The sequence below is a fragment of the Saccharothrix ecbatanensis genome (genome assembly GCF_014205015.1).
GTDB classification, from domain to species: Bacteria; Actinomycetota; Actinomycetes; order Mycobacteriales; family Pseudonocardiaceae; genus Actinosynnema; species Actinosynnema ecbatanense.
In genome coordinates, this window is the sequence record NZ_JACHMO010000001.1 from 40,897 (window position 1) to 53,272 (window position 12,376).

At 68.9% G+C, this 12,376-nt stretch carries 11 protein-coding genes; 1 reads left to right on the plus strand and 10 read right to left on the minus strand.

From position 1 onward, the window contains the following. Positions 1 to 41: 41 nt before the first annotated feature. From F4560_RS00190 to F4560_RS43320, 10 genes are all read right to left on the minus strand, one after another. Positions 42 to 1,118 (minus strand): DegT/DnrJ/EryC1/StrS family aminotransferase, encoded by a 1,077-nt coding sequence (locus F4560_RS00190; RefSeq protein ID WP_184914505.1) that lies wholly within the window; start codon positions 1,116 to 1,118, stop codon positions 42 to 44. Then, positions 1,115 to 1,927, minus strand: coding sequence for a sugar phosphate isomerase/epimerase family protein (locus tag F4560_RS00195; protein ID WP_246477979.1), 813 nt, complete (start codon positions 1,925 to 1,927; stop codon positions 1,115 to 1,117). The genes F4560_RS00190 and F4560_RS00195 overlap by 4 nt, the downstream gene beginning before the upstream one ends. A 141-nt stretch (positions 1,928 to 2,068) precedes the next feature. Then, positions 2,069 to 3,490 carry a pentapeptide repeat-containing protein gene (locus F4560_RS00200; protein ID WP_184914511.1) on the minus strand — a complete coding sequence of 474 codons (1,422 nt, stop codon included), beginning with the start codon at positions 3,488 to 3,490 and terminating at the stop codon, positions 2,069 to 2,071. 71 nt (positions 3,491 to 3,561) lie between these two features. Further along, the gene (locus F4560_RS00205; protein WP_221483267.1) at positions 3,562 to 4,224 is read right to left on the minus strand and encodes a PIG-L deacetylase family protein; all 663 of its coding nucleotides are present in this window, start codon (positions 4,222 to 4,224) and stop codon (positions 3,562 to 3,564) included. Between the two features lie 127 nt (positions 4,225 to 4,351). Then, the gene (locus F4560_RS00210) at positions 4,352 to 5,494 is read right to left on the minus strand and encodes a nucleotidyltransferase family protein (RefSeq protein ID WP_184914513.1); all 1,143 of its coding nucleotides are present in this window, start codon (positions 5,492 to 5,494) and stop codon (positions 4,352 to 4,354) included. 446 nt (positions 5,495 to 5,940) lie between these two features. Further along, positions 5,941 to 7,104, minus strand: coding sequence for an acyl-CoA dehydrogenase family protein (locus F4560_RS00215; RefSeq protein WP_184914516.1), 1,164 nt, complete (start codon positions 7,102 to 7,104; stop codon positions 5,941 to 5,943). After that, positions 7,101 to 8,381: a type III PLP-dependent enzyme domain-containing protein gene (locus tag F4560_RS00220; protein ID WP_221483268.1), complete on the minus strand. Its 1,281-nt coding sequence runs from the start codon at positions 8,379 to 8,381 to the stop codon at positions 7,101 to 7,103. The genes F4560_RS00215 and F4560_RS00220 overlap by 4 nt, the downstream gene beginning before the upstream one ends. Continuing rightward, positions 8,374 to 8,658, minus strand: a complete 285-nt coding sequence (locus tag F4560_RS00225; protein ID WP_184914520.1) for a phosphopantetheine-binding protein — start codon at positions 8,656 to 8,658, stop codon at positions 8,374 to 8,376. Before F4560_RS00225 ends, F4560_RS00220 begins: the two co-directional genes overlap by 8 nt. Beyond that, on the minus strand, positions 8,651 to 10,054 hold the full coding sequence (locus F4560_RS00230; RefSeq protein WP_246477981.1) for a class I adenylate-forming enzyme family protein: 1,404 nt from the start codon (positions 10,052 to 10,054) through the stop codon (positions 8,651 to 8,653). The genes F4560_RS00225 and F4560_RS00230 overlap by 8 nt, the downstream gene beginning before the upstream one ends. Beyond that, a complete protein-coding gene (locus F4560_RS43320) occupies positions 10,051 to 10,188 on the minus strand; it encodes a hypothetical protein (RefSeq protein ID WP_221485434.1) in 138 nt (45 codons plus the stop codon). Before F4560_RS43320 ends, F4560_RS00230 begins: the two co-directional genes overlap by 4 nt. 828 nt (positions 10,189 to 11,016) lie before the next feature. Here F4560_RS43320 and F4560_RS00235 point away from each other — a divergent pair. Beyond that, a complete protein-coding gene (locus tag F4560_RS00235) occupies positions 11,017 to 12,330 on the plus strand; it encodes a condensation domain-containing protein (protein ID WP_184914526.1) in 1,314 nt (437 codons plus the stop codon). Positions 12,331 to 12,376 lie beyond the last annotated feature (46 nt).

A 12,376-nucleotide genomic window follows, 5' to 3' on the forward strand; every position in this document is an offset into this window, starting at 1 on the left:
GAACCCTTCTTCTGCGTAGGTGGCGGAGGGTGTCGTCGCGGTCAGGACGGCAGCGCCGCGAGGGCATCGCAGATCCGCCGCACCGCGTCGTCGGACATGCTCGGGTGGAGGGGGAGTGACAAGGTCCTCGTCACAGCCGCTTCGGCGGACGGGAACCCGCGCGGGTCGAGGCCGAGTTCGCGGTGCAGCAGCGCTTCACCCTGGATCAGCCTGCTGGCGTCGATCCGTCGTTGCCGGAAGTGGCGGTGGAGGCGCTCGCGTTCGGCTTCGTCGGCGCACCGGAGCACGAACCGGTAGACCACGCGCTCCGCGTCGGGCAGCCCGATCGGCGCGAGCCGGGCTGGGCAGGCGGACAGGAACTGGTCGGCGATCCACGCGCGCCGGGCGCGAACGCCGTCGAGCCGGGCCAACTGGGAGCGGGCCAACGCCGCGTGCACGTCGGAGAGGGTGAGCACCAGTCGCGGCCACCGCCGGCTGCGGAACCCCGCCTCGGTGTAGCGGTGCATCCGCGCCGCGGCGTCGGGGTCTGCGGTCCAGCAGAAGCCACCGGTGGCGCCGGTGATCACCTTCGTCGCGTAGAGGGAGGACACGGCGATCTCGCCGAAGTTCCCGTGCTGTCCGTACGGGCCGTTCGTGCCGAAGGACTGGCAGCAGTCCTCCACCAACCTGGCGGAGTGCTGCCGCAGGTCGGGAAGTGGCGCGGTCGCGCCGTAGGTGTGCACGACGATCGCGGCGTCCACCGGGCCGAACCGGCGGCTCACGTCCGCCAGCGACTGCGGCGACATGGTCAGGTCGTCCGGGTCGACGTCCACGACCAGTGGGTGGCAGCCGGCGAGCCGCACGGCGTCGAGCAGGGCGACGCAGGAGTAGGTGGGCACGGCGACGGACGCGCCCTCCGGCAGGTCCAGCCCCACCATCGACAGGAAGAGCGCGAGCGTCCCCGACGTGGTGGCCACCGCCGCACCGCCGCCGAAGTGCCCGGTCAGGTCGGCCTCGAACCGCCGGCGTTCAGGTCCCGGCGCGATCCACCCCGAGCGCAGCACCCGGTCCACCGCGGCCCGGTCCTCGTCGGTGATCAGCGGTGCGTTGTGGTCGATCGACGCCGCCGTTTCGATCATCTGCGGTTCTCCTCGAGGTGTGGCGCGGCGACCTGGCGCAACCAGTCGAGGGTCGCGTGGTCCGGTGCGACCCGGTCGGACGACTCGTGCTCCAGCACCACCGCGGCCGGCCGGCAGGTGCGGATCACGTGAGCGATCACCTCGTGCGGCACCGCGGGCGCACGCCCGTGGCCCGGCGCCGGGTACGGGTGGTGCCCCGGCACGTCGGGGTCGGTGTCGTACAGGTGCACCGACTTGATGCGGTCGCCGACGAGGTCGGCGAAGGCGAGCACCTCGTCCGGGCCGGCGCGCAGGAACGCGTGGCCGACGTCGAGGCACAGCCCGAGGTCGGGCCACCCGTCGAGGACCTTCGCGTACTGCTCGGCACTGGAGCAGTGGGTGTTCGGCGTCAGGTTCTCCAGTAGCACCGTCACGCCGTGCTCGCGCGCGAGCACGGCGGCGAAGTCGAGGAACGGTCCGGCGAACCGGTCGAATGCGTCGGCCGGGTGCGGCGGGTAGGGCGTCGGGAAGTGCACGACGACGTGTTGCGCGGCGAGTTCGGCCGCGCAGCGGACGGTCGCCTCCATCGCCACGGCTGCCGCCTCGGCCTCGTCCGGGTCCGGCCCGGTCGGGCAGTACCGCGTGATGCCGGTCGGGTGCGGTGTCGGCGTGTGCAGGGCGGGCACGATCCCGTTGTCCGCGCAGAACTCGCTGATCACCGGTATCGCCGCCGGGGGATAGGTGTAGAACTCGACGATCTGCGGCCCGTACTCGAGCAGGCCGTCGAAATTCGCCTTGTCGACGAGGACGCTTGTGGACACACCGAGCATCACGGACCCTCCCCGGAGTCGGAACGCGCGATTTTCGAGGACGTCGACGCCGGTGCGCGCCGGCCCGCAGCGGACGACCGAGGAAGCCGCCGCGGAACGCAGGCGGCGGTGCCGCGCAACCCGCGCGCCTCGACCCGCTGATCAGGTCGAGCCACGCGTCTCACCCCGGAGCACACCCTCGAACGCCGTCAGGTAGGAGGACAGGGCCTTCGTGGACGGCCCGCCGGACGCTTCGACGGCGGCCTTGAGACCGGGACATCGGTCGACGAAGAACGGCGGGGAGACGGCGTCGAACTTCGCGTCGTGGCAGTCGACCTTCACCCACGTCGACTGGAACAGCGCGGCGCCGGACAGGTCGGCGCGGGACACGTTGGACTGGCTGAACCGGCTGTACGCGGCGTTGACGCCCCTCAGGTCGGCGCCCCGGAGATCAGCCGCGACGTACGCCTGGACCAGGATCGCCCCGGTCAACGAGGCGTCCGCCAGGCACATCCCCTGCGGCGGGTCGCCGGTGAGCATCGCGCGGTAGAGGTTGCTCTCGGACAGGTCCACGGCACGCAGGTCAACGTCGCGGAAGGTCGCGCACCGCGCGGTGAACCCGCGCATCCGGGCACCGCGGAACTGGCTCTCCACGACGTGGAGGTTCTCCGCCTGCGCAGCGGTCAGGTCGGCCTCCACGAAGGTGGAGTCACCGATGGACGCCGATACCAGGGACGCCGAGCGCAACCTGCTGCCGTCGAGGTTGCTGCTCCGGATCCGCGCACCGGTCAGGTCGGACTCGGACAGGTCGGCGCCGGGCAGCATGCACTCGGAGATGTCCGCACCGCGGGCGCCGAGGCGACGTGCCGCGACCTCCCTGCCGCGAATGCCGTTCAGGCGCAGCAGCGGCAGCACGGCGCCGGACAGCTCCAGGTTGTCGGCGCCGGTGGCTCGTTGCAGCACCACGCCCTGTCCCGCGGCACCGCGCAGGCTCAGCCCGCTGATGTCGCACTTGGTCACCACCAACTGGTCGCACTGGGCGGCGTCCAGGCGAGCGTTGCGCAGGATGCACTCGTTGATCGACGCACCCTGGAGGTTGGCCGCGCCGAGGTCCGCGCCGTCCAGGTCGCACTGGTAGAACGCCGCGCCCGCGAGGTGCCCGTCGGTGAGCTTGGCGCCACGCATAGAGCACCCGTGGAACAGGCTCCCCGTGGCATCCCGGATGTTGGAGAGGTCCGCGCGGTCCATCTTGCACGTCTGCGCCGCCAGCGCGTGCACGTACGCGTCGCGCATGCTGCAGTCGGTCAGATCGGTGCGCTCCATCCCGGGACAGATCATCGTGACCCGGTCGAGCTTGGCGCGGCGGAAGGACGTGCCGTGCAGCACGGCCCGGTTCAGCGTCGCCCCGGTGAGATCGGCCTCGGACAGGTCGAGGTTCGCCAGGTTGGCCTCGCTCAGCTGCAACCCGCGGCTGGTGGTCTTCAACAACAACGCGGTCAGCTCCGCGATGTCGGCAAGGACGTGCGCCCGGTCGTCTGCGGTGTCGAGCTTCTCCAGCAGACTCACGTGGTGGCTATCGGCCACACCAAGCTCCTCTCTCGACGTCGACTCGTGGTCTTGGGTTTGTGCTGTCGCACGTCCGCCAGTGGTGTTCGTCAGGTGGGGACGCCGCTCAACCCGTGTTGCCGTTCCACGACGAAGGCTTCGGCGCGGTCGCAGCCGCTCAGCCGTCCGTAGAACTGGTCGGTCGCATCGATCGGGAGGGGATCGACGGGGCGGAAGCCCGGCCTGGGCAGGGTGAACGGGTGAAGAGCCGCCGCCTTGACGTGGGTGTGATCGGTGATGTCGACGAACACGGTGGGAGAGAACAGCGCTGCGGCGGGGGTCTGCGGCTCTCCCGGACGGAACGCGTACAGGTCGATCTGGTGGTTGCGCAGCGCGGCCAGGGCGGCGTTCGCGGTCAGTCGGTGATCAACGTGCCCATCGCCCCTCCAGTGGGTGAGCACGGTCGACGGTCGGACTTCACGGAGGAGCTGGTCGACCTCCCGGACGGCCTGGACCTCACCCATCGCCTCGACCTGCAGGTAGCGCCGGGGGAGCCAGCACAGCTCGTAGCCGAGCGTGGCCGCGGCTTCCTCGGTGTGGCGCACCCGTTGGTCGGCGGAGTTCCCTTCCTCCGGGACCGTCATCACGGCGACGACCACGCGGACGCCGGCGCTGCGAAGCTTGGCGATCGTGCCCCCCACCGCGATCTCCGCGTCGTCCGGGTGCGCGACGAGCACCAACACCGGCGACCGGTCTCCAGGTGTCGAGATCATCGATCCGACAGGTCGTCGGACACCGGCCACCGTGAGCCCGTGTCGAGCGGCGGGTGCGGGCGCGGCACGCTCTCGAACGCCGCGGGCCAGGGGACTACCGACATGGGTTCACTCCTTCCGGTGGCGGTCAACGAAACGGGATGGTGGTGGAACCGGACACCCGGCTGCGGCGGCCGACGTCGAAGAGCCTGGTGAGGAAGGGGATTTCCCACCGCCCTGGAGCACCATCGGCGTGGCCGTACTCATCGAGGTAATCCAGGTTCGCGGGGCGGAGCGCGTCCAGCACGGCGCCCGGGACCAGGCCGTCGAACAGGATCTTGGTGTGGTGCAGGGAGAAGTACACGTGCTCGGCGACTCCCGCATCGACCGCCCGCCGGTGGAACAGCGGCCAGTCCCCGCGCTTGTCCATCTCGGCGCAGGTCAGCGCGACGTCCTGGAACTTCCGCAGCGTGAGGTCGGTGCCGGCCTTGATGTAGCGCAGGCTCGTCGCCTCCTTGTGCAGGTGCACGCACAGGTCGAGGAGCTCGTCCTCCAGCGACAGCGCTCGCGCGTCCGTCCCGCACAGGGTGAGGTCGACGGCGCGGTCCAGCAGCTCGTCGGTGTCGGGGTAGTTCCCGCCGACCGGGAAGATGCTCAGGCAGAGGTCGACGCTGTACTGATCGACGTCGTCGTGGTCGGCGGGTTTGACGTAGGGCAGCTCGTTGTTCAGGTTGAGCTGCCAGAACATGCGCGTGGCCCGCTCGAAGGGGATCACCCGAGTGCGGTTCCGGTCCAGCTTGCCCTGGTGGAAGCCCCGTTCGCTGAGCGCCTCCGCGCACGCGGGCAGGTCGGCCCGATTAACCAGGATGTCGATGTCGCCCATGTGGCGCACCCCGATGTCCCGGTACCGGTGTTCAGCGAGCACGGGCCCCTTGCGCACCGCGTACTTCACGCCGTGCGCGGCCAACGCGCGGAGCAGGTGACCGGTGTCGTCGGAGATGGCGCGGTTGCGCGACCGGTTGGACGTGTATGCGCCGCTGTACAGCCAGCAGTACGGGACCACACACCGGTTCTCGTCGTTGATGTTCACGTGGTGGCGCAACATGTTGCGACCGATGAGCGGGAGCACGCCGTGCCTGGCTGCCTGGTCGACGAAAGCGCCGAAGTCGAGCGCCTCGTGGTGCTCGGCCAGGAGGTCCCGGCACTCCTGCGCCTGCGCCGGGGTCAGCTCAGGCTTGGCCACTGCCAGGATCAGGGTCGACTCGGGGGAGAGGGTTTCCAGCGTCGGCATCCGCGACTCCAGTTCAGGCGAGACGAGCGTTGCGGTCGAGCAGCGTGAATGCGCCGGTGGCGGTGAGCAACCGGTCGTCGGCGTAGTCGGGTCGGTCGAATACAGGCCCCGCCGCGTGCACTTCAGCGGAATCGCGGCGGTAGTCCGGTGAATACCGGACGCCTGCACGAGTTCGCCAACGGCCGAGTGGATTTGCGTCGCGGACTGGTCCGGCGACCTTCCCTTGTCAGGAGCGGTCGCTCACAGCGGCAGCACGACTGGAATCGAGTCTGCCACGGATTCGCTTGGGGGACAAGGCTTTCGTTCCCTTCCGGCCTATTGTCAACGCATCAGTGCGGCACCCCGGTATAACGACGTCGAACACCCACCGAAGAACGCACACGCGAATTCGAATCCGGCACCGCTTCTCCAAGGTCTGGCGAGGTGTCGGCTATAGGGTGCCGCAATCAGCGCGTAAGGCCGGCCCCGCGGTCGAGCACGCTGTGCTCGCCGACCGAGGTCCACAACCGGTCGTTCGCGTAGTTGAGGCTGGCCGAGCGCAGGTCCCGGTAGATCCGCTCCAGTGGGATCGGAGAGTCCTTGCGATAGCCCACGGACAGTCCGGTCAACTGCACCAAACCGTCCACCGCTCGAAAGCTGAGCTCCGAGGCCGCCAGCTTCAGCGAGTTGATCGTGACCTGGACCGGCGGTCGGTCCAGGGTGCGGCCCGTCGCTCTGGCCGACTCCACCTCGGCACGTGCCCGGTCGAGGTAGGCGCCGACGAGTTCGAGGTCGACCCGGATCCGCCCGATGCGCTCCCGGGCCAGGTCGGAGGCCAGGTTCACGCGGATCGCGGGGTCGCGCTTCCGCACGGCGTTCATCACCCCGGTGAAGGCGCCGTTCGCCGCACCCAGCCAGCATGCCGCCCAGCCCAGGTGGCCCACGGGGATCATGCTCTCGACGGCCACTTCGCGGAAGCCACCTGGAGGTCCTACGACCTGCCAGTCGGGCACGCGGCCGGTGATCCGCAGCGCCACGCTCTCCGTGCCGCGCATGCCCAGCGTGTCCCACCCGCCGGTCTCCTCCGTGGCCACCTGGGACCTGTGCGCGTAGACAAGCGTCGTCTCGGTGGCGGCGGCGCCCGGGGCGTTCCGAGCGGTGAGCAAGTACCCGTCGGCGTGCGCGCCGCCGGTGACCACCGGGGCGTCGCGATCGACCACGATCTCGTTCCCGTCCGCGGTCAGCGCCGAATCGGCGCTGAGCAGGTGCCCGCCCTTGCCCCGCTCGGTCGTCACCGAGGCCAGGTAGAGGCCGTCCCGCGCCACTCGGGGCAGCACCTCGCCGCGCAGCCGCTCGGATCCGAAGCGCACGACGGTGTCGACCTGTTGGCAGTGCATCGCCCAGATCAGGGCGGTGGACAAGCAGCCCGAGCCCAAGCCGGCAGCCGTCCTGGTGAACTCCGCCAGCCCGCCACCCAGTCCGCCGTACTCCTCCGGGACCATCAGCCCGAACAGACCGCGCTCCCGCAAGGCGGCGATACCGCGTCGGGGGAAGTGGGCTTCCCGGTCGACTTGGTCGGCCTCCTGGGCCAGGACGGCCACCAGCTCGCCCAACTCGTCGTCTCGGCTCATCGGACGCCCTCGCGCTCGGCCAGGGGACCGCGGCCGAATTCGAGCCGCTCGGCGGACACGACGTGGTCGCCGTCGAGGACCACGATCCCCGGCATCGGTCGGCTCAGGAACGCCAGCAGGCTCGCGTGCAGCCCGTAGGCGCCGACGTTCGGCACAGCCAACGCCGAGTCGACGTCGGGCACCATCGTGATCCGGCTGCGGGCCAGCACGTCCAGTGGCGTGCACAGCGGCCCGACCAGCGCCGCCTCCCGGGGAGCGCCGACCAGTTCCAGGTCCAGCGGCACGGCGCGCACGCCTGTGGGCATCAACCTCCCGAGCCCGGACATGCCGCCGAGCGCGTTGGTGCCCGCATCGAGCACTACCTGAGTGGTGCTCCGGCTGGTCTTGACGTCGGTCACCGTGCACACGAGCGTGCCGCAGTCACCGACGAGTGCGCGGCCGGATTCGAACGCGATCCGCGGCGCACCCTCCCGCCAGCCCGGCAGTCCGGTGTGGAGCATGTCCGACACGGCCGCACGCAACGCGGAGTAGCGCGGTCGCGTGCCGGGCTCGGCGAAGGGAGCCGCGAACCCGCCGCCGAGGTTCGCCTGACCGCCGACGATCCCCAACCGCCGCCGGACTACCGCGGTCACTTCGACGCCGACCGCGAACTCCGCGATCAACTCCTCCTCAGTGCGCACATTTGTGCCGAGGAAGACGTGGGTTCCCACAATGTCGAGGCTGTCCTGCCTGACCGCCATGAGTTCGTCCAGGTTGCCGAGTTCGATGCCGAACTGGGAGGGCTTGCCGGACATTCGCAACCCGGTCCCCGCCGCACCGCGCTCCGGGTTCACCCGGACCAGGCACCGCGACTGGACGGCGTGAGCGGCTGCCGTGCGGGCCACTCGCCGATAGTCCCCGACCGATTCGACCGAAAACAGCCGAATGCCCGCCAGGAGGGCGTTGTCGATCTCTTCTGCGGTTTTGCCCGGTCCCGTGTAGAGGCACTGATCGGCGCGGTAACCCGCGGCCAGGGCCGCAGTCAGTTCTCCCGCCGAGCTGACCTCCGCGCTGAATCCGGCACCGGCGAGTTCGGCCGCGATCGGGACCTCCGGGTTCGCCTTCAGCGAGTAGTAGATCAGCGCATCGTCGGGCAGCGACGCCTTCAGGTCGGCTGCCGCGCGCCGTACCCTGTCGAGCCGGTAGACGTAAATCGGGCTTCCGTAGCGCTCGCGCAGAGCTGCCAGGGTCTCCCGTTCCCGGGCTTCCAGCGAGGCGCGGTAGTTGTCGTCAACCACGCAGCACCGCGCCATCACGCAGCGCGGAGATCGCGGTCCACAATGCCGCGGGCGTGGCGAACACCTCGAACGTCAACGCCTCGTCGGGGAACTCGACGCCGTAGGTCTGCTCGATGTCCATCAGCATCTCGACTGTGCCCAGCGAGTCCAGTCCGGCAGCCCGCAGGTCGAGACCCGCGGTCAGCGGCTCGGACTCGGGCAGTTGGGACAGGAAGCCGCGGAGCAGGTGCTCGAACCCCTCGTCCACCGTCTGGTCGTTGGTCCGCTGTTCAGACATCGTGTCCCCCGGATCGTGCGGTGTTCTCGACGAGCAGTTTGCGGTCGACCTTGCCGTGCGCGGTCCGGGGCATGTCCCGCAGCGGGACACAGCGGTCGGGCACGCGCGCCGGGTCCAACCGCGTGGCCAGCGTTATCCGCAGCGCTGCCTCCGCCAAGTCGCCCGTGTACCACAGGACGAGGCCGGCGTCGGGAACGTCCGCGACCGCGGCGGCCTCCAGCACACCGCCCACCGCCAGCGCGGCGGCCTCGATCTCCGTGGTGCTGACACGGACGCCGCGTCGCTTGAAGATGTCATCGCGGCGGCCGACCAGGTGCAGGTCGCCATCGTCGTCGAGCCAACCGTAGTCACCAGTGTGCAGTTGCACGGCTCCGGTGACCGGATCCCGGCGGAAGCGCTCGACGGTTTCCACGGAGGCGTTCCAGTAGCCCGCCATCACGTGGGAGCCGCGCACCAGGATCTCGCCAACGGCGCCGGGCCGGACCTCGGCGCCGCTCTCGTCGACGATCGAGACCTCCGTGCCCTTCAAGGGCTTTCCCACGGTCCCCGGCCTGAGCAGGTCGTCGTCGGGCTCGGAGATGGTGATGCGCTTGCACTCCGTCATGCCGTACATCGAGATGATGTCCGCACCGGGAAAGGCGGCACGCAATCGCCGGGTGTGCTCAACGGTCAACTCCGCGCCCGTGTTGGTGAACCGTCGCACCGAGGTCGGGCGCGGGTCGCGGGTGACCAGCAGGTGCAGAGTGGTAGCCAGCGTCGGCACGAGCGGGACCACGGTGACACCGTGGTCCCGGATCTGCTGGAGCGCCTCCAGATCGGTGGGCTTACGGGGCAGGGCCAGCGAAGCCCCCGTCAAGGCCGCCAGCAAGATCTGGTAGAGGCCGTAGTCGAAGGAGAACGGCATCCTGCCATACACCACGTCGGTCGGCCGGTACCCCAGGCGTTCACCGATGGCCTTGGCCGCGAAGACGACCCGATCGTGTGGGCAGACAACGCCCTTCGGTGCTGCGGTGCTCCCCGACGTGTAGACGAGCAACGCGACGTCGTGCGGGGACACCTCGGTCAGCGTCTCGTCCACCTGTGTGCCCGCCGCATCGGCCACGGCCGCCGCCACGTCCATCGAAGGAACACTGGTGCTTCCCCATTCCGCGTCATCACTCTCGACGACGGCCAGGGTGGGGGTGCAATCCCGCACGATGTGGTCCAGCTGCGGAGCCCGCAGGTCGGGGCTGACCGGTACGACCACCGCGCCGAGCCGGAGCACCGCGTGGAACAGCGCGACGAACTCCCGGCTGTTGGTCAGCCGCAGCAGCACGCGGTCGCCGCGCCGGACGCCACGGGTCCGAAGCCAGGTCGCGAACCTGCCGCTGTGCGTCCAGAGCTGCCCGTATGTCAGGTCTCCACGGTGGTCGCGTACGGCGACGGCGTCGCGGTGCTTCCCGACCGCGGCCGCGACCACCTCGTGGACGAGCGCGCCGCGTGCGGGTCGAGCAGTCGGGATCGCACGCCCTTGTGCGCGAATTTCCTCATGTATCAAGTGTTTCCCCCATTGCATACCTGGCGGCGCGGTGGACGCTTCGGCACGGTGGCTTGCCGTCACCCGTACGCCTATCAAGCCACTAGGACAGTCCGCAGCCGACCCTCCCCAGCCGACATGGTGCGTCGGAAAGCGCTTGCTCCCGGGGTCGACTGCTCAACACGTCACCCGTGTGGGTCGTATCGGTAGTGGCGTTGCAATTCACGTTGCCGCACACGTCTGTTTCGAACTGCGGACTGGTCGGACGCGTTCCTGGTGCTGTGTCAGCAGTGGAACGGATTCCCTGCAGCCGTGTCGGCGGCGTATCAGGTCCAACGAACGTTACCGTGCCGCGCCCGACGGGATCAAGCCCTCGGCCGGCTTCACCAATCGTCGTAATCCACTCCGACTGGCGGTTGACCGCCTGAGCGGTCTGCCTCCGCCGAACCGCCCCGGCGATAGTAAGGACGAGAATCGTCGGTTTGCGCAACAGTTGCGCAAGAGTGCGTCGGAGTTTCACGAATATCGTCTTGAGGATGTGAGCCAGGGTGTGCTTTGATGGCGAGAGGGGCTTTCACGGGGGTGAGTCGCCGGTGCTGAACCGGCCGCTCCGTGGTATTAGAGAAAACAAGGGGGCACGTCATCGCTTTCACATTTGTGAACCACCTCGGTTCCACGGGATGTCCGAGTTCACCGGTCGGGACGGTCGGAGATACCCCTTCCAGTCGGCGGAAGTTCCTTGAAGGTCGTCCTCGCAGCTCGGCGTGAGCACGGCCGGCTCGGACGATCAAATCCGATCGGAACCAACCGACTGCGGGAGCGGAATGTCGACGTCAATACCGTTGCTGCCGAACCAGAGATGGTTCTTCGAAGAGCTGTATGGAACCATGGTGAATCCCGGCCGTTGGACGATCGGGGCCATCTACCGGCTGACGCCGGGAACCACTGAGCACATCACCCGTGACGCGGTGTCCCACGTGCTGGCCCAGCACGAGTCATTACGCGTCCGGTTCCGACGCGACGACGGCGAGTGGCGCCAGTGGGTCGCACCGCCGGACGCCCCTTTCGCGTTCCGGGTGGTCGACCTGTCGCTGGTGCCACCGGCGAGCCGGAAGACGTACATCGGACGCCTCGCGGAGCAGCTGGGCGCGGCCGTCAACATCGATCAGGGCGCGTTGATCCAGTTCGCCTACGTCGACCTGGGTGTGAGCGAACCGCCGAGACTGATCATGATCGCCCATCACCTCCTCCTGGATGCGTTCTCCATGCGCATCATCGTCAAGGACCTGGCGCTCGCGTTGAAGTCGCTCCGTGACGGCACCCCGGTGCGGTTGCCCCGCGGCACGGCTTTTTCGGATTGCGTAGCCATGCTCCACCGCTACGGCGAACAAGGCCTGCGCCAGGAGTTGGAGTACTGGAGGTCCATGTCGCGGCAGGGAGCTGTGCGGCTACCCGTGGATGCCGATCAGGAACCGTCTGAAGCCATCAGGCTGTGGGACACCACCGCGTCGGAAGTGGAGTTGCCCGCGGTTTCCGGCACAGGGGCCGGCGAGGCGCTCGACACCGTTGTATTGGCCGCTGTCGCGGGTGCTGTGACGACGTGGGCGGGCGGTCCTGTCTGGGTGCGCTCGGTTCACCACGGCCGCGATCTGGTATCGGCCGGCGAGAGTTCCGAAAGGGTTCTCCCGACCCGGTCCATGCGGACCGTCGGGTGGTTCGCCACGGCGGGTCTGCATCTCCTCCCCGTGCAAGGGAACGATGACTTGTCCTGCTACATCCGTGCCATATCCGGCGCCGTGAACGCCCCGCCGAACCACGGGATCGGGCTTTCCCTGTTGCGCTGGCTACCGGTGGACGGAGACGTGGATCCTGCTGTTGCCGACATCTGGGCAAAATCGGGGTTCATGTTCAACTACATGAGTGTCACGCGGGACCAGTCGTACGAAGGAATCGCGAGAAGCGATGAGCCCATCGGCGGCTACCGCGACCTCATGGAGCCGCGGCTGGCTCTGCACGTGCGGGCACGCGCCAAGCCAGGGCGCTTGTCGGTATTCTGGGATTTCGACCCGACCCGGCGGGCCGGTAGCACGATCGAGCGGCTTTCCGAGAACGCGAAGACCACCCTCGCGGCACATTCACTCGATTCAGTCAGTTGACACTTGTCCGGTGGTTTCGCCGTGCACCGGGACGATCCCGATCGCA